At 74.7% G+C, this 18766-nt stretch carries 10 protein-coding genes; 8 read left to right on the top strand and 2 right to left on the bottom strand.

Annotated features, from left to right (window positions below; translation table 11 throughout):
* Positions 1 to 9: 9 nt before the first annotated feature.
* Both OG866_RS41295 and OG866_RS41290 read right to left on the bottom strand, forming a co-directional pair.
* Entirely contained in the window at positions 10 to 498 is a 489-nt protein-coding gene (locus OG866_RS41295) for a DUF5709 domain-containing protein (protein WP_329342827.1), read from the bottom strand.
* Entirely contained in the window at positions 488 to 1795 is a 1308-nt protein-coding gene (locus tag OG866_RS41290; RefSeq protein ID WP_329342826.1) for an MFS transporter, read from the bottom strand. The genes OG866_RS41295 and OG866_RS41290 overlap by 11 nt, the downstream gene beginning before the upstream one ends.
* Before the next feature lie 98 nt (positions 1796 to 1893).
* Here OG866_RS41290 and OG866_RS41285 point away from each other — a divergent pair, with 98 nt between their 5' ends.
* The 8 genes from OG866_RS41285 (at position 1894) to OG866_RS41250 (ending at position 18648) form a co-directional block, all read left to right on the top strand.
* Complete coding sequence (locus tag OG866_RS41285) at positions 1894 to 2979, top strand: helix-turn-helix domain-containing protein (protein ID WP_329342824.1); 1086 nt, start codon at positions 1894 to 1896, stop codon at positions 2977 to 2979.
* Positions 2980 to 3261: 282 nt separating this feature from the next.
* A complete protein-coding gene (locus tag OG866_RS41280) occupies positions 3262 to 5253 on the top strand; it encodes a DUF1996 domain-containing protein (RefSeq protein ID WP_329344532.1) in 1992 nt (663 codons plus the stop codon).
* A 68-nt stretch (positions 5254 to 5321) separates the two neighbouring features.
* On the top strand, positions 5322 to 5813 hold the full coding sequence (locus OG866_RS41275; RefSeq protein ID WP_329342822.1) for a hypothetical protein: 492 nt from the start codon (positions 5322 to 5324) through the stop codon (positions 5811 to 5813).
* 284 nt (positions 5814 to 6097) lie between these two features.
* Complete coding sequence (locus OG866_RS41270; protein ID WP_329342820.1) at positions 6098 to 6964, top strand: DUF4132 domain-containing protein; 867 nt, start codon at positions 6098 to 6100, stop codon at positions 6962 to 6964.
* On the top strand, positions 6961 to 11868 hold the full coding sequence (locus tag OG866_RS41265; RefSeq protein ID WP_329342818.1) for a DNA-binding protein: 4908 nt from the start codon (positions 6961 to 6963) through the stop codon (positions 11866 to 11868). The genes OG866_RS41270 and OG866_RS41265 overlap by 4 nt, the downstream gene beginning before the upstream one ends.
* A gap of 128 nt (positions 11869 to 11996) precedes the next feature.
* A complete protein-coding gene (locus OG866_RS41260; RefSeq protein WP_329342816.1) occupies positions 11997 to 13157 on the top strand; it encodes an ATP-binding protein in 1161 nt (386 codons plus the stop codon).
* On the top strand, positions 13154 to 16762 hold the full coding sequence (locus OG866_RS41255; RefSeq protein ID WP_329342815.1) for a vWA domain-containing protein: 3609 nt from the start codon (positions 13154 to 13156) through the stop codon (positions 16760 to 16762). The genes OG866_RS41260 and OG866_RS41255 overlap by 4 nt, the downstream gene beginning before the upstream one ends.
* Entirely contained in the window at positions 16759 to 18648 is a 1890-nt protein-coding gene (locus OG866_RS41250; protein ID WP_329342814.1) for a hypothetical protein, read from the top strand. The genes OG866_RS41255 and OG866_RS41250 overlap by 4 nt, the downstream gene beginning before the upstream one ends.
* The last annotated feature ends 118 nt before the right edge of the window (positions 18649 to 18766 follow it).

Here is an 18766-nt window from a genome sequence, read left to right as displayed (position 1 = left end):
GGCTCTGGCTCAGTCTTCCTGGTCGCCCGGCGACGGCAGCTGGTCCTCCCGTACGACGTGCACGGCCGCCTCCTCGGCGCCCGCCGCTCCACCGTCGATGCCCTCGTCCTCGGCGATCAGTTCCTTGGTGCTGTGCTCACGCACTCCCTCGTCCGGTGCCACCAACCGGCCGGCGCGGTCGGCGCCGGTCTCCGGGTCCAGCGGCTCGCCCTCCCCTTCGGGTACGTCGCCGATGCCGTCCCCGGCCGGTTCCGTCACCTCGGGGACCTCCTGACGCAGCCGGTCGTCCAGGGACTCCCCCTCCCGCTGCTCGGCCGCCGTCGTGCCCGGCTTCGTCACCCCGAGCGGCTTCTCCGGCGGCGAGTAGCCCTCGTCCAGCATGTCGTCGTAGGTGCGCTCGTCCACCGCGTCCTGGAGATCCAGCGGAGCGGCGTCCGCCTGTTCCTCGTTGCCGCCCGTGGGCTGGTGAACGTCGTCCGCCGTGTACTCATCGCTCATGATCGCCTCCGGGACGTGCTGGGTCTTTCTGTCTGCGGGGAGTACCGAGTACCCAGGTCGTCACACCTGCTCCGCGGCGGGAGATCACCGCGTGGTCCTTCTCGGTGGCGACGGCGGTGGCGGACAGCAGGGTCGCGGCGGCGAGGGTGCCCCATAGGGCGGTCGGGCCCTGCGGGGCCAGTGCGGTGATGACGGCCGGGGAGACGGCGAGGCCGAGGCCCGTGGAGAGTTCGAAGCGGGCGAGGGTTCGTCCCAGGGCGTGCTCCGGGGCGAGGACGGTCACGAGGGCGGTGGCGCTGCCCGCGTGGACGATCTCGCCGAGCGTGCAGAACACGGACACCGCGGCCACGGCGGGGGCGCCCCAGCCCTGTCCCAGCGAGGTGGCCGCGAGGAAGCCCAGGTAGGACACGGTGAGGATCACGCCCGCCAGCGCCAGCACGGTACGCCGGGAGTAGCGGGACAGCAGGACGGTCACCGGGACCTGGAGCGTGACCACCAGCACCGTGTTGGCCACGAAGACCGTCGCCGGCCACACCGGGGAGGCGTGCAGCTGGGTCACCAGGACCAGGGGCAGCGCGATCTCGGGGACGTTGAGGCAGAAGACGTAGACCACGTTGGCGGCCAGCAGTGCGCGCATCCGGGGCGCGGGTTCGGCGGAGTTCGGCCGGGTCGGATCCTGGCCTCGGGCCGCGGCCGGACGTGCGTGCAGATGGACCGACCATGCCAGGGCCGCCGCGATCAGGTAGGCGAGCCCGGTGACCGCCGCCAGGGACCGCAGTGCGGTGGTGCCGCCCGCCAGGCAGGCGGTGGCGATGAGCGCGCCCACGCCCAGGCCCGCGTTGCGCAGGGCGCGGCCCGCCGCGAGCGCGGCGTCGCGGTCCCGGCCCTGGGCGACGGTGGCCACGAGCGCGGCGTGGGCGGCCGGCCAGGACTGGTTGCCGACGCCGAGGAAGAGCGCCGCCGCCGCGAAGGACTGGACGTGCCCCGCCGGGGTCGCCAGCAGCAGCGCCACGCCCACCACCCGGACCAGCATCGACGCCGCCACGACCGTGCTGCGCGCACCCCGGTCCAGCCATCGGCCCACCGCGGGCAGGCATCCCAGCCCCGCGACGATGCCGACCGTCATGGCGATACCGGTGGCGGGTGCGGACAGCCTCAGCACGGTCACCCCGTACAGCAGCAGGAAGGGCCGCAGCAGGCCGGTGCCGAGGGCGTCCACGGCGAGTGCGACGGCGTAGCGGGGGCCGCCGGAGGCACGGACGAGGGCGCGGGGGCGGATCTTGGTGGTCGTTGCCATGGGGTGAAAGGTGCGGCCACCGGCCCGGTCCGCCATGTCGGTTGACGGATACCGTCAACCGACGCCCTGGCGGGTCGGCCGACCGGTGATGATGAAGGGTGACGTTGAAGATCGACATCAGTGGGCTGTCGTCCGAGCCGCTGCGGTTCGCCGCCTCGCCGCTGGCCGAGCTGACCGCGATGCTGCATGTGCTGGCCGAGCCCGGCCATCATCCGCAGTTCGCCGACTGGGCGGGCGAGGTCTGGGCCGGGCTGCGGCCGGAACTCGCCGAGCGGCTGAGGGAGGCGGAGTTCCTCTGGCGTTCCTCACAGGCCGACTTCCTGATCCCCGCCCGGCCCCGGCCGACCCTCGCCGAGGAGCTGGACGAGGTCGATCTGATCGACGACGAGACGTATGTGACCGCCGCGCTCGTCACCACCTGCGGGAGCAACCGGGTCCGTTTCCGCGGCGCCTCCCCGCTCACCGACCCGACGGCGCGCGAGCGGGCCCTGGACGTGGCTCAGGCCCGCGGCGCGCCGCAGGAGGCGTTCGCGGAACGGCTGCTCGCGGACCCGGCCGCGGTCCGGGCACGGGTGCGCCGCACCCTTGAGGAGTGCGCCGAGGCGTTCTTCGACGGCGCCTGGGAGGGCGTCGCCGTACAACTCGCCGCCGACCTGCGGCTCAAGAACGAACTGCTCAGGCGGCAAGGCGTCGCAGCGGCCCTCGCCTCGGTCTCCGGCGCGATCACCCTGGCACCGGACGGCGACCGCATCATCGTGGACAAGGTGCAGGACAAGGCGACCACCGCCCGCGACGCCGGGGTCACCTTCATCCCCAGTGTCTTCGGACGCCCGCACCTGGTGGCGGTCCACGCGCCCGGCTGGCATCCGGTGGTGCAGTACCCCGTCGCCGCACCGGGTCCGGCCGAGCCGGTCTCCCTGGAGACGGTCACCCTCCGGCTGGAGGCACTCGCGCATCCGGTACGGCTGCGGCTGCTGCGCACGCTGGCCCGAGGGCCGCACACCACCAGCGAACTGGCCCACTTCTGGGACCTGTCACGCCCGGAGGTCTCCCGTCACCTCGCCGTCCTACGCCGCGCGGGCCTGCTCACGGCCCGCCGGCACGGCCGCTATGTCCGCCACACCCTCAGCCTGCCCGACCTGACGGCCCTGGGCACCGATCTGCTGGCGGCGGTACTGCGCTGAGCGTGCTGAACGCCCCCGGCGCCGGACCGCGTTCGGGAAGGCGCCTTCGAACGGGCCGGAAGGGGGCGCTGACCTCCCACGGAACCCCGCTTCGCAGTGAGGTCGCTTATGAGGGTGCTGTGAATTTCCGAGGCGGTTGAACACAGGTCGCTCCGCATCCGTATGGGGCCGGGGGATTTCCATGCCGGGACGGACGACACGCGCAGGAGTACTTCCGTGGGACGCAGCAAGCGCAGACGACCGACAGGTGCACGACGGGCGACCTTCGCCGCCGTGGCTCTCATGCTGGGAGGTGGCGGCCTGGTGGCCGCGAACGTGTACGCCTCCGCCACCGAGGACACCTCTCCGACGACCCTGTCGTCCGACGACGGTTGGGGAGCGGGCACGATCGACTGCCCCGACGTGGGCGACGCGCTGACCAGCGTCCCCGACGACGCGAGGACCGACGTCGACAAGGAACTCGCTCAGCTGGACCAGCAGACGGCGCAGGCCTACCAGGCGTTGCAGGACCCGGCGGTTCAGGGCCGTGAAGCCGCCCAGAGCCAGATCGTGGATCCGCTCTCGGAGAACCGGGCCTCGACGATCGAGCGCATAGCCGCCGCCCTCGAACGCACGGGTGAACGTCCCGAGGGCTTGGACAAGTTGGCCGCGTGCACGCTGCGCGAACCCGAAGCCCAGGCCACCGGTGGGGACAACGGGGACCAGGAGGGCCAGGCAGGCCAAGACGGCCAGGCAGGCCAGGAGGGTCAGGGTGACCAAGGCGGCGGCCAGGACGGCCAGGCCGGTCAACAGCAGGGCAACGGCGGTCAGTCCGGCAACGGGCCCGTCGCCGCCGACTACGCCGACATCACCACCGCGCCGCCCGCCGCGCAGGCCCCGAACCCCGGCGCCGACGCCTCCAGCGGCACCTTCGTCACCAGCTGCGGCGTGAACGCCAACGGCCTGTTCAACTCGGACAACGTGATCGTGGCCCCCGGCGTCTCCAACGGCGCCCACCACTTCCACGACTACGTCGGCAACCAGGCCAACAACGCCTTCGCCGACGACGACGAACTGGCCGCCGGCGACACCAGTTGCGTCGACAAGGGCGACAAGTCCTCCTACTACTGGCCCGTCGTGCGCCTCCAGAACGGCAACCAGGAGCAGGACGCGGGCGCCCCCGGTGGCGGCATCGAGGGCAACGCGGGCGAGATCGTCACGCCCAAGGAGGTCACCCTCACCTTCGTCGGCAGCCCGAACAGCAAGGTCACGGCCATGCCGCGGCTGCTGCGCATCATCACCGGCGACGCCAAGGCGTTCGTCAACGGCACCGCCAACGCCAACGCGTCCTGGAGCTGCACCGGGTTCGAGGACCGCCAGTTGAAGGACAAGTACCCGCTGTGCCCGCAGGGCAGTGACGTGGTCCGGACGTTCAGGTTCCAGAGCTGCTGGGACGGTCGCAACATCGACAGCGCCAACCACCGCACGCATGTGGCGTTCGCCCAGCTCGACGGCGCCTGCCCGGCCGGCTTCCGGGCCATTCCGCAACTCGTCCAGCGCATCGTCTACGACATCGACGCACCGAGCCTGCGGGACGGCGGCCGCACCACGCCGCTGTTCGCCGTGGACGCCTTCCCCGAGCAACTCCACAAGCCCGTCACCGACCACGGCGACTTCATCAACGTCTTCGACGAGGACCTGATGACCAAGATGGTCGGCTGCATCAACGACGGCCGGCAGTGCGGCGCGGGTGACGCGGGTGACGGAGGCGGAGGCAACGGCAACGGCAACGGCGGGGGCGAGGAGCCCGGCAACGGCTCGGACGACGGTGCCACCCAGGAGCCGGGTTCCGGCGGGGACAACACGAAGGCTCCCGCACCCGGTTCCGGCTCCGACGACAACGGGGGCACCGGCGACAACGGCTCTGCCGACAACGGCAACGGCTCGGACGACTCCGGCGACGAGCCCCAGGAACAGCCCACACCCACCGCCGAAGAGCCGGCCGCTGCCGAAAGCACCGCGCCCGCGGCCGACGAGCCCAAGACCTACACCTCCCCCTCGGCCACGCAGCGGCCCGCCACACAGTCCCCCGAGGACGAAGGCAACGCCGGCGCCTCCCCGACCGTGTCGCCCGGTGTCGTGACGGAGCCTCCGGCGGACGACCGGACCGAGCCGCAGGGTGGCGGCGGCAGCCTGGCCGAGACGGGCACCCAGCTGTGGCCGGCCGCGGCCGGAGCGGTACTCCTGATCTCCGGGTTCGTGCTCCTGCGACGCACCAGGCGCCGGTACATGTGAACCCAGCCGTACCCCGGGCGGCGATATCCGAGTGCGGGCGGGCCGCGGGAGCTGTCACAGTCGCCGGCATGACCTTGATGGACGTGCTCGTCGACTTCGCCCGCACCGGCCGGATCGGGCCCCTGGAGTGCGGAATGCCCCTGACCGAGGCCGAGGATCTCCTCGGTCCGGGGCATCCGCACCCGGCCATCCGGCTGAAGGGGCCCGACATCGACGGCTACCCGTACGCCTGGGGAGGGCTCAACCTGTACGTCACCCGGCGTGCGGTGAGCGGCATCTCGATCGACGTGTGGCCCGGATCGACCGCCCATCTGCCCGAACTCGTCCTGCCCGACTCGGAGTCGTACGCCTCCACCGTGGAGCGTGAGGAACTGCTGGCGGCGCTGGATGCCGTGGGCTGTGAGCGCCACCTCAACGACAGGCTCACCTTCGGCGAGCAGTCCAGCATCCTCACCCGGCCCGCCGACGTGTGCGCGGTCTTCGGCCTCCGCGGCCGGGACGACCAGGTGCCGCACCCGGACCGCCACTACCTCCTGGTGATGCACAAGCACACCGCCTGACCGCGCCGGGGCACGCTCCGCGCGTTCCTCCGGCGTGTCTCGACCTGGCTGAAACCGCACGCCCCTGCACGGCCCCCGCAGAGCGTCGCGGACCCCGCCCACAACCCCCGCGCACGCGCTCGGTCCCCGCCTCCGCACTCCACCGCCGCGGCCTTGAAACCGGCCTGCGGGACCGATTGTCAGTGATCGCCGCTAACGTTCCTCGCATCGTCGCACTGGCGCCGGGATGTCCCCGGTTGAACTGTGCTTTCTTCTTGCTGTCTTGGTGCGGAAGGCGGGGACTCGTGGGTTGGCTCTCGGCGGGTGACGGGTATGAAGTCGCCCTGGTGGACGGGCGGGTGGCGGCGCGTGCCACCTCGGGCCGGGCGGCGGGGCGGCAGTTGAAGTCGCTGCCGCGCGCACTGCGTGACCATCCGGAGGTGGACCGGCTGCGCCGGTTCGCCGAATGGCTGGATCGGCACGCCACGGCCTGCGTCGCGCAGGTCGACTCCTGGATGGTGTCGTCGCTGCCCGTGCCCACCGGTCTGCTGGCCCGGGTGTGGCCCGACGAGGCCTGGCAGTTGGCGCTGCGGGACATGGCCGTGGTGGGTGACGACCCGGACGAGGTCGGTTTCCTGCGGGGGGCCACCGAGGACGGCGAGCTGCGGGTGGTGAACCTGGACGGCGAGACCGTACGGCTGTCGCCGCGCACGGTCACCCTGCCGCACCCGGTGCTGCTGCCGGACCTGGAGGACATCCGGGAGTTCGCGGCCGAGCTGGGGATCGTCCAGCGCGTCGAGCAGATCCACCGCGCGACCTGGCAGCGGCCCGCCGACCTCGATCCGAAGGCCACCGAGATACGCGAGTTCACCGGCGCCTCCTTCCGCTCCCGCTTCGCCCTCGCCGCCCGCGCGAGCTCGCTCGGCTACCGCGTCTCCGGGGGCTACTCCACGGCCCGGGTGCGCGACGGCGGGCGCACCGTCGAGGCCTCGGTCTGGATCGGGGAGCCGTACTGGGAGGACACGGTGGAGACCGGCGCTCTCACCTGGCACGACCAGGACGGGCGTGCCCTGCCGTTGCGGGAGGTGGGGCCGGTGGCCTGGTCGGAGGGGATGCGCATGGCCGCGGCGCTGTACGCGGGGCGCGTGATCGAGGAAGGCAAGAACGCATGAGCGGGGGGACGCAGGTGTCGTACGAGGAACTGCTGTCGGCGGGCGCGGTGTTGCCGCCGGACGTCGAGGGGGCCGGCGAGCGCGCGGTGCCGCTGACGGCGCGCACCTATCGCCACCCTGGCCTCGACGACCGTGTGGTGGTGCGGCTGGTCGCCGGTGAACTGGGCGCGGCCGAGGACCTCGCCGCCGGGTTCCTCGGCCTGGAACAGGACGCCGAGCCGGCCGTCGTGGGGCTGGGGCTGCGCCAGTCGCTGGGCTTCCCCGAGTGGGTGCTGGTGCACCACCCCGAGGACGGTCACCACGCCCTGGGCGTCGTACCGGATCTGGAGCGCGCGGCCCGGCAGGCGAAGTCCCGGCCGAAGGCCGCACTCGACGCCTATCTGGAGCTCGGCCGACGGCTGGCCGCGGCCGTCCCGCACTTCCTGCCGACCTTCTACGAGCAGGCCGGACGGGTGTTCCTGGCCGAGGAGAACGCCACCTACGCCGCGCAGTTGTTCACCCGTGCCCGCAAGGCCGAGGCGGAGCACGGGCTGACGGTGGAGGAGGAGCGCCTGGACGCGGTGTTCCTGGAGTTCGCGCTGGCCGGTGCGCTGCCGGTCAAGGTGCTGTCCGCGTACGGCAAGGAGCTGTCCGCGCGCGTGTCGCCGCAGGAGGCTCTGCGCCGGTTCACCCGGCTGTGTCTGCGCCGTACCGCGGGCGGCCTGCCGCCGTCCGCCCAGATGGCCAATGATCTGCGCCGGCTCGCCCGTGCCGCGGGTCAGGACGCCGACCGCGCGGAGCAGGACTACCTGGCCGAGCTGCTGGGTCTGCCGGCGACGCTGCGCGCGGCGGCCGGCTGGTGGAAGGGCCATCGGACGGCCCTGGTGGCGCTGGCGGAGCGGGAACGGCGGGTGCGCGGCGTTCTGCTGGACATGCTGCCCGCCGGTGCGGACCGTGAGCTGCCCGCGATGTGGCTCCAGGTGCTGGAGGCGTCGGGGGCGACGGCGGGGCTGTGGGACGGCGCGCTGCCCGCGGAGGAACGGCCGGGCGACGGCACGGCGGGCTGGCTGGAGCGCTTCCTGGCGTTCCGCGAGCGGGCCCGGTCCTGGCGCGAGTCCACCCGGATGCCGGAGCTGTATCCGCTGGTGGAGCGGGCGGCGGACCAGCTGCGCGCCGAACTCACCGCGTCCGGTGGCGCGTTGCGGGTGCGGCACGACATCGACCTGATCGACCTGCTGCTGTCGCTGGACGTGCCGGTGGCCGCGCCGGGCAAGGGCGAGGATCTGCCGCTGATGGCGTGGGCCATGGGCGAGGGGCAGCGGGACCTGGTGCTGTTCGGTGCCGACGTCCGGTTCCGGGACGCCTTCCTGCGGGGTGCCGACCGGTTCCAGAACGGCGACCAGGGCCTGCGGGCCATCCGCCTGCTGGCGGCCTCCCGCGGCGGTCGCCCCTGGCTGGCGGAGTGGGTGAGCTCGGTCGTGCGGCAGTTCACCGCGGTCGGTCTGCCGGGCCTGCCGAACGCGCTGAACCGGCTGGGCTGGCTGCCCGCCGAGGCGCTGGCGCTGGCCGAGGACGACGTCCGGGCCGCGGTCGGCACGGACCTCGCGCCGGTGCTGGCCCGCACCCTGCGGGCCGGGCTCTTCGACGAACTCGGCTGGCCCGCCTGGGAGGAGGCGACGGCCGCGCTCGTGCCCAAGGACCGGGTGGAGGACGTCATCGTCGCCGACGCCTGGCCTCATCTCGTCGTGGCGGGCAACGCCCAGGCCCGGGTGATCGGTGCCGACGGCACCCTGCTCACCCACGACCTGCGGCTGCCCGCGAACGACGTGTCGGGCGACCCGGGCTTCCACCACGTGGACGGCGAGCTCCTCGTCTACTGGAACTCCCGCAAGGACGGTCTGCGCGGCTACTGGCACTCCCGGGCCGACCGCGTCGAGTCCCTCCAGGGGACCCACCGCACCCGGGGCACCGAGATGGACTGGTACCGGGGCGACTTCCCGATCACGCTGCCCCTGCCGGACGGCGGCCGGACCACCGGGCGCGGCGTCCTGCACGCCGGGGACACCACCCTGCCCGACGAACGGCCGCTGCTCTTCGACGGTTCCTCGTACTGGGTCTGGCATGCGGACTCCGCGGACCAGGAGGCGCGCGGCTGGTACGAGTACGACCCGGCCACCGACGAACGCGGCCGCATGAGCAGGCCCGCCTTCCTGGCCGACGCGCTGCGTGACGCGCCCGAGGGCAGCAGCTACGCGGGCGGCCGGCTGCGCCCCTCCCCCACCACCGAGCCCACCCCGGCCTGTACGCCGGTGAACGGACTGACCGGCCTGCGGGTGGTGGAGCTGCCGGACGGTTCCCGGCGGGCCGAGGATCTCGCCGGGCACACCGTGACCGTGCCCGCGCGGGCGGGCCGGCCGACCGCGGTCGTCATGTTCCCCGGTGCCGAGCGGGCCAGCGCCGTGGTGCGCAACAACTGGCAGCTCGAAGTGGTCGACGCCGACGGTGTCGTGACCGCCTGGGGCAAGACCGACCGCACCCCCGGAGTCTTCGGCGAGGGCACGCTGCTGCTGCCGCCCGTGCAGTACTGGGAGTGCCTGACCGCGCGCGACCCGGAGGGCTCGAAGGCGCTGCGGGCCGTCGAACGGGAGACGGCCGCGGCGCTGCTGGCCGCCGCGGCGGACAACGACGAGAAGGCCCTGCCCGACGCGGTCCGGTCCCTCCTGCCCGTCACGCACGAGGCACTCGTGAAGGGCATCGCCGGGGTCGCCCGCTATGCCGCGGGGCAGCAGGCCGTGCTGGACGCGGCGGCGGCCCGGCTCACCCGTGCCCTCGAAGGCGACATGGAGGACGAGGGGCCGGCCGGTCCCGCGGACAGCCTGCTCCTGGAGGCGACGAACGGACTGGGCACATCGCGGGGTTACTGGTGGAACGGCGACTCCGAGGCCGACACCGCCTTCCGTTCCCTGCGGGTCCTGGCCCGGGCCGCCGGGCTCACCGGGGCGGCGCTCCCCGAGCGTGCGGACGCCCGGCTCCACCTCGACGGTCACCCGTTGCCCACGGGCCAGCCCGGCCTGGAGTCGCTGCTGGAGCGGACGGCTTCGCTGGCCTACCGGGCGGCCTCCGGCACCACCACCGAGCAGCACCGTGAGGTACTGCGCGTGCTGCTCGCCGAGTTCGACCGCCTCGGGCTGGTCCCGGCCACGTCCGACCGCTGGCGCAAGGTGACCCTGCATGTGCCGGCGGCCCCACTGCGCACACCTACGGGCGACTGGCGCGGCGGCTCGTGGAACGGGCTGCTGCCCCTGGCCGACGGCGCCTTCCTCGCCGTCACCGGACGCCTCGCGCTGGAGGACGACGGCGGCAGGTTCAGCGGCTACTTCCACGACCCCGCCGGCCGGTTCGAGACGCCCGAGCCCTACCGGGCGCTGTCGTCGACGCCGCTCGGTGAAGGCCCGGACGCGGCCTGGCTCGGCGCGTTCCTGGCCGAGCTGGCGGCACGCGGCCCCGCGCCCTGGTTCCCGGAGGCCGCCGAGGAGTTCGCCCGCCTGACCGGGGTCACCGACACGATGGCCCGGCTGATCGTCGCCGGTCTGCCGGGGGTCGACGGCTACCAGCGGACCTTCCTGAGCACCGAGGCCCGCACCCACATCGGGGTGAAGGTCGCCCCGGCGGCGGTCGCCAAGGACGAGCTGAGGGGCGTCGACGGCGCGGTCCGGGCCGCGGTCGTGGGCGCGCTGCTGCCCGCCGAACCGGCCCGCCTGTGGACCGAGGGACCGGACGTGGCCGCTGCCGCCGCCGTGTGGAACGACAAGGTCGGCAAGCGGGTGGCCGTGCCCGAGGAACTGCTCAGCGACGCGGTCCGCGCCTTCCGGCACGCGTCCTGGCCGGTGCGGCAGGCGCTGCCCGCGCTGCTGGACCCCTCCTCCTCCCCGCAGCTCAGCCGCGACCTGACGTGGGCGGTCAGCGGCGACCGGGTACGGCCCGTCGGCAGCGACACGGACGGCTTCACGGCGGACACCCTGACCGGATCGGTCGGCCTCGTCGCCTGGCTCGCCCACCGGCTGCCCGCCGGCGACCCGGTCCGGGCCGCGCTGCCCCCGGCGCTCACCGCGCTGCGCGAACGGCTGGCCCACCCCGGGCTGATGCTCGACCTGGGCCGCTACATCAGCCTGCCCGACTTCCGGAAGACCGCAGGCAGCCCCACCGAGACCGGCCCGGGCTTCGAGAGGTACGGCGCCGTCGTCCTTGCCACCCATGACGACCAGCCCGCCCCGGGCCTGCGCGTCGACCTCCTCGACGAGGCCGGCCAGGACCCGTACCTGCCCGCGGTCCGCGTCGACGACCAGCGCCCCTACGCCGCCGAGGTGGCCCTGCGTCTGGTCCGCGACCGGAAGTTCGCGGCCCTTCTCGCCGACCCCGGGGAGCCGATCGCGGGCGCCCGGGACAAGGACGGCACCTGGTGGCCGCAGGACCCGAGCCGCTCGGTTCCCGAGCTGGTGACGGAGGCCGCCAAGGAGTACGGCCTCGGCGAGGACGCCGCCACGCTCTATCTGATGCTGCTCGCCATGCCCGACCCGACCGACCGGATGACGGCCCGCTGGACGGGCTGGAAGCCGGCCCGGCTGAAGGCGGCGCGTGCCGAGCTGGCCGCCGGCGACCTGGTGGTCGAGGCCACCCGGACCCGGGCCGGCCGGTCGCTGTTCCTGCCGGGCGGGTGGGCCGAGCAGTCGGCGCCGCGCGTGCCGCTGGAGCGCTGGAAACTGCCGCTGTACGGCGAGACGACCGCCGAGCACACGCCGTTCGGCCTGATCGTGCCGCTCGCGCCGGCCGCGGACCTGTACCGCCGGGCCTGGCAGCGCGTCCAGGACGGTGACGCTCCCCGGTTCGAGGAGCTGAAGAAGGCGCGGCGGGGACGCCGCCGCTGACGCGACATCACACGGGGCGCCGCCTCGAACGCGACACCCCCTCGGGGCGCCGCTCAGCGGCGGCGCCCCGATCCCCCGCACGCACCCACACGCACCCACACCGACCGATCCATCGAGCAAGGACCTCCATGCCCCTGACCGACACGGTGACGGCCCTCCCGCCCCGGCAGACCCTGCCCGCCGAAGAACGCTTCGCCACCGAACTCGCCTTCCTCGCCGCCCACGACGACGGTCCCCGTCCGCCCGGCTGGCTGCTGACGCCCCGTGCCGTGATCACCTTCGTGTGCGGCAGCGGCGGCGAAGCCCTCAAGCTGCCCGAGGCGCACCCGGAGCTGCCGGACGAGCTGGTCGTCGCCCCCAAGTTCGTCGGCGAACGCGCCCTGGTGGAGCGGTGCGTGGTCACGCTCGCCGGAGAACGCGGACTGCTGCTCGTCGGCGAGCCCGGCACCGCCAAGTCGATGCTGTCCGAGCTGCTCTCTGCGGCCGTCAGCGGCAGCAGCGCCCTCACCGTGCAGGGCACCGCGGGCACCACCGAGGACGCGCTGCGCTACGGCTGGAACTACGCCCTGCTCCTCGCTCAGGGCCCGACCCCGCAGGCGCTGGTGGACTCGCCGGTGCTGGCCGCGATGCGCGGCGGGCAGGTGGCCCGGGTCGAGGAGATCACCCGTTGTCTGCCCGAGGTGCAGGACGCGCTGGTGTCGATCCTGTCCGACCGGCGGATGAGCGTGCCCGAGCTGTCCGGCACCGAGGACGCGCAGGTGGCCGCCGCCCCCGGGTTCACCGTCATCGCCACCGCCAACCTCCGCGACCGCGGGGTGTCGGAGATGTCCGCAGCCCTCAAGCGCCGCTTCAACTTCGAGACCGTGCACCCGATCGCGGACGTCGAGGCGGAGACCGCCCTCGTCAAGCGGCAGGCCACGGCGGCCGTCGAGCGAGCGGGCGCGGCGTTCGGCGTCGACGACGCGGTCCTCGACGTCCTGGTCACCGTCTTCCGCGATCTGCGGGCCGGACGCTCGGTCGAGGGCTGGGACGTGGAGCGCCCCGGCACGGTGATGTCCACGGCCGAGGCCGTGCAGGTCGCCGCGTCCCTGGGCGTGGCCGCCGCTTACCTTCCGGGCGGCGACTCGCTCGACCTGGTCCCCGGCCATCTGCTGGGCGTGGTCCGCAAGGACGACCCGGCCGACCACGCGCGGCTGCTCGGCTACTGGGACGGCCCGGTGCGCCGCCGTGCCGAGGACGGGTCGGCGACCTGGCGCCGGCTCTGGGACCTGCGGGAGAACCTTCGGTGACACGCGTTCAGGAACCGAGGGCGGCCCTCACCGCCCTCGCCGACTCGGTGGCGCCGTACCTGCTGGGCGTACGGCACCACAGCCCGGCGCTCGCCGCCGCGGTGCCCGCCCTGCTGGACGCGTCGGGTGCCGACGTGGTCTGCGTGGAACTCCCCGCCGACTTCCAGCCCTGGCTCACCCATCTCGGCGCACCCGGCACCGTGGCACCGGTCGCGCTGGCGGGGGCCGGTGAGAGCGGGCGGCTCGGCTTCTACCCCTTCGCCGACTTCTCCCCCGAACTCGCCGCGGTCCGCTGGGCGCGGGAGCGCGGGGTGGAGGTGATGTGCTGCGACCTGCCGATGGCGGACCCGCGATGGGGCGACGCACCGGCCACGGACATCCGCGTCCCGGACGCCGAAGCCCACGTCCCGAACGCCGAAACCCACGTGCCGGACACGGAAGCCCACATCCCGGACGCCGAAGCGCCGACCGCGTTCGCGGCGGCGCTCACCGCGGCCGGAACCGGCCGGGACGGCGACGACATGTGGGACCGTGCCGTGGAGGTCCTCGCCCCGGGGTGCGCCCCCGAGGCCGTACGCCGGGCCGCCCTGGGCGTCGGCTGGGCGCTGCGCCGGGACGCCGAGTCCACGGGCGGGGTGCCCGCGGTGGACCTGGCGCGCGAGGCCCGGATGCGCGAGACGATCGCCCGCGCCGCGCGCGGTGGGCGCCGGGTCGCGGCCGTCGTCGGCGCCTTCCACGCACCGGCGTTGGTCATCGACGGCTTCCGGGCACCGGCGTCGTCCGAAGAGGCGCAGGGCGGTGCGTCGGACGCGCCCGCCCCCGAGGACGAGCACCCCGCCGTCGTCACCTCTCTCGTGCCCTACGCGTTCGATCTGCTGGACTCCCGTTCCGGATACCCGGCCGGCATCCGCGATCCGCGCTGGCAGCAGGCGGTGTTCACCGCCGGGGGCGATCCCGGGCGCCTGTACGAGGCCGCCGCTCGGGCGATCACCGACGTGTGCCGGGAGTTGCGGGCCGCCGGGCACGTGGCCGGCACGGGCGAGGCCCGGGAGACCCTGCGGGTCGCGGGCGACCTGGCCCGTCTGCGGGGGCTCGCCGCCCCCGGTCGTGGTGAGGTGCTGGAGGCGCTGACGACCGTGATGGGCCAGGGCGAGCCCCTGGGCCGCGGCCGGGCCCTCGCCCAGGCGCTGGAGACGGTTCTCGTCGGCACGGACCGGGGCCGGGTCGCCCCGGGCACGCCCCGCTCCGGGCTCGGCCCGGCCGTCGAGGCGGAACTCGCCGCGCTGCGACTGCCGGGACCCGACGAGCCCGCCGCGCGCGAACTGCGGCTCGACCCGCTGCGCTCGGCCCTCGACGGCCGCCGCGAGATCCTCCTCCAACGCCTCGCCGTCTGCGGCGCCGGATACGGCGAACCGGTCCAGGTGTCCGGTACGGGCGACGGGGCCGCGCTCACCACCCGGTGGCGGCTGGCGTGGACCCCGGCGGTTCCCGTCCGGCTGGACCTGGCCGGCATCCGGGGCGTCACCGCGGCTCTCGCCGCCGAGGGCACCCTGCGGGAGACCTTCCGCAGGGAGTCGGCGGAGGGCGGCCCCACCAGCGCCCTCGTGCTCGCGGGGCTCCGCGGCGCCGCCCGGTGCGACCTGCCCGCCCTGGTCGCCGAGCGCCTCGCGGACGCCGCCGAGGTGCTCCCCGCCTGCGCCACCCTCCCCGAACTCCTCACCGCCCTCGACCTGTTGGAGGCACTGCGCCGGGGCCATCTGCCCGGCACCACACCCGAGAGCCGGGGGTCGGCGGCCGAACTCGCCGCCGAGCTCCTGGAGTCGGCCGTACGCTCCCTGCCGGGCCTGGCGGGCAGCGACGACCCCGAGGACGCGGGCGCCCTCATCGCCCTCGCCGCGCGCGCGGGCGAACACCGGCTCGGCCTGCGCATGGACGAGGCGTTGAACGACCTCGCGCGCACCGGATCGCCCCTCGTCCAGGGAGCCGCGCTCGCCGCCCGCGTCCTGCTCGACCTGGATGACGCGGACACCCTGGGTTCCCGGGCCGCCGGCTGGATCGACACCGCCACCGGCCCTGACCAGCGGCATGCGCTGAGCCGCCGTCTCACCGGCCTGCTCGGCGGGGCGGCCCCGCTGCTGGAGTCGGCGCCGACCGCGCTCGACCCCCTGATGGACCGCATCGACACCCTCGCCGACCAGGGATTCCTCGACCGACTGCCCGCCCTGCGCGGTGGGTTCGACACGCTCAGCCCGGCCGGCCGTGACCGGCTCCTGGACACCGTCACCGAGCGCCTGGGCGACCGTCTCGACCTGGCGCTCGGGGCCTCACCGCGCTTGCTCGCGCTGTGGACGGCCGCCGACGCGGCGGGCCGCCGGACGGTCGAGTCGCTGCGCCCTCCCCTCGGCACGAGCCTGCCCCCGGCGGAGGACCCGCCCGCGCCGAAGGCCTCCGACGTACCGACCATGCCGCCTGCCTCCTCGGCTCACCACCTCACGCCGACCGACCGCTGGCGGCTGCTGCTCGGCCGCGAGAGCGAGAAGCTCCCGCAGCACGCCCGCCGTTACGCGCACGCGCTCGACGAGCTGTACGGCACCGGCCGCGGCGAGGGCTCCACGGACCTCGGCCGGGAGAACGGACAGGGCGGCGGGCAGGACGCGTCCTTCCCGACCGCCCGCGAATGGTCCGAGGAGCTCGACGCGCTGTTCGGCGCCGACGTCCGCGAGGAGGTCCTGGCCCGGGCCGCCGACCAGGGCCGTACCGATGTCCTGGCCGAGCTCGACCCGAAGGCCGTCCGCCCCTCGGTCGACCTGCTGACGTCCGTGCTGAACCTGGCCGGTGGGATGCCCGAGCAGCAACTGGCCAGGCTGCGCCCGCTGGTGCGTCGCCTCGTCGACGAACTGGCCAAGGAACTGGCCACCCGCCTGCGCCCAGCGCTGACGGGCCTGGCCACGCCGCGTCCCACGCGCCGTCCGGGAGGCCGGATCGACCTGCCGCGCACCCTGCGGGCGAACCTCGCCCACACCCGCAGGACGGAGGACGGACGCACGCTGATCGTCCCGGAGCGGCCGGTGTTCAGCACCCGTTCCCGCCGGGAGGCGGACTGGCGGCTGATCCTGGTGGTCGACGTGTCCGGATCGATGGAGGCGTCCGTCGTCTGGTCGGCGCTCACCGCGGCCGTCCTCGGCGGAGTGCCCACGCTGAGCACGCACTTCCTCGCCTTCTCCACGGAGGTGATCGACCTGACGGACCGCGTCGACGACCCGCTGTCGCTGTTGCTGGAGGTGCGCGTCGGCGGCGGCACGCACATCGCGGCCGGCCTGGCCCATGCCCGGTCCCTGGTGACCGTCCCCAGCCGGACCCTCGTGGTGGTGGTGAGCGACTTCGAGGAGGGGTATCCGCTCGGCGGACTCCTCGGCGAGGTACGCGCCCTCGCGAACTCCGGGGTGCAGCTGATGGGCTGCGCCGCCCTCGACGACACGGGCACCCCGCGCTACTCGGTTCCGGTGGCCCGGCAGCTCGTCGCGGCCGGGATGCCGGTCGCCGCCCTCAGCCCTCTCGCCCTCGCCCGCTGGGTGGGCGACCGTCTGCGCGGAGAGACCCGATGAACGCCGAACTGCCTCCCGTGGCACCCGAGGTGGTCGCCGCCGCCGTGGAACAGCTGACCTCCCGGCTGCGCAAGAAGCTGGACGCCGCGATCGAGACGTACGCGGCGCTGCCCGTCTCCGTCGAAGGCGCCGTACGGCGTGTGCGCTGCGGTGAGGACGCGGAGGTGACGCTCACGCCCGGGCCGTCCGGTGCGATCGCGGACGGCGGTCAGGCGGAGTGCAGTTGTCTGCTCGCGCCCCGGTGTCTGCATCGCGCGGCGGTCCTCGGTGCCGCTCCGGTGGCCGACCCGGACATGGCCGCCGGGACGCCGGACTCCCCACCCCAGGACGGCGACACGGAGACGCCCCACGGGGGCGAGGCGGCGACGCACGCCGTCACGCCACCGGCTGAGCCGGCCGAGGTGCCCGCCTCTGGGCCGGCCCCCGCGCAGGTGACGGCCGCCGCCGCGCTGTGGGCCGCGACCGCGGCGATGCTGGCCGCCGGGGTGCCCGGCGCGGGCGCCGTGCCTCAGGCCGAGTTGCTCCGGGCGGCGCACACCGCCCGGCTCGCCGGACTGCACCGACCGGAGGCCGCCGCCCTACGGGTCGTACGGGCGGTGCGCGCCGCCCGCGCCCGTCATGACGGCCACCGGCTGACCGACCTGGTGGCGGCACTGCGCGAACTGCTGCTCACCAGCGGCCTGTTGGCCGCCGCCGACCCCGACCCGGCCCTGGTCGGCACCGCACGGCGCGCCTACCGGCCCGGCGGCGGGCTGCGGGTCCACGGGGTGTGCCGGGAACCGGTGATCTCGGCCACCGGTTACGGCGGGGTCGTCACCCATGTCCTGGCCGACGACGGACGCTGGTTCTCCGTGGCCGACGTCAAGCCCGGCGGCCCCTCCCGGGCGCGGGGTGCCGCCACGGCCCCCGTCGCACTCGGCTCCGGCGGCGTCGATCACGCGCAGCTCTCCCGGGGCGGGCTGCTGATCTCCGGCGCGACCCTCTCCCCGGACGGCCGCCTCGGTGCCGGCAAGGGAGTGCGGGCGACTCCGGTGCCGGGTCTGTCCTGGACGTCTGGCCCGCTCGCCCGGCTGTTCTCCCGCCCGTTGGCCGAGACCGCGAGGGCACGGCTCGCGGGTGGCGCGGCGACCGATCCGGAGCGGTCGGGGCAGGGAGCGGAGGAACTGATCGGCTGCGACCTGGTCGTCGTAGGAGCGAACGAGGACCACCTGTTCGCCCGGGAGCTGCGGCCCGACGGGGCGGCCACGGAGGGCGGCCTGCTGATCCGGCTGGTGCCGGCCAACAGCCATCCCGGCCTCGCCCATGCGGTCAACTTCCGCAAGCTGGCGTCACGGCCGGGGCTGCGGTTGCGGGTCGTGGGGCGACTCGATCCCGACCGCGCCGCGACGCTGCGGCCGCTCGCGGTGGGCCCGCTGCCGTTCGGCTCGGCGACCCTGCGGCTGCCGCCCGAGTGGAGTGGGCACGCCGATCTGGGCTACGACCGCCTCGAAGGCGCCCACTTCCCGCCGGCCGACGAACTGCCGCCGGTGCCGGGCCTGTCCGAGCTGCCGCCGGACCCGGTGGCACAGGCGCCGCTGTGGCGGCTGCGGCGGCTGGTCGAGGTCGCCGTGTCCGGTGGGCGCCGGGCCGCCGCCGAGCCCGCGCGCGACGGCGACCGGGCCTCGGGGGCCGCGGCCCTGCGCCGCAGCGGCTTCCGGACGGCCGCGGACCTGGCCGACGCGCTCGCCGCGCAGGCCGACCGGCGCAGCCGCGACGCGTTCGGACGGACCCACCAATCCGATCCGGACGGCTACGCGCGAGCGTGGCTCGCCGCGGCCGTCTACCTGACCGGCACGGAACGGGCCCTGGTGGAGGCCACGTGGCAGCCGACCACGACCGCCGGATGAGCACACGGCCGCCACCCCCGACCACGACCGTCGAGTGACCACGCGGCCGTCGCCCCCACCACGGCCGTGGGGTGAGGACGCGGCCGTCGCCTCCGACCACGACCGTCGCATGACCACG

It is taken from the genome of Streptomyces sp. NBC_00663, assembly GCF_036226885.1.
GTDB lineage: Bacteria > Actinomycetota > Actinomycetes > Streptomycetales > Streptomycetaceae > Streptomyces.
The sequence above is the reverse complement of the archived record's forward strand: the minus strand, read 5'-3'. Positions and strand labels throughout refer to the sequence as shown.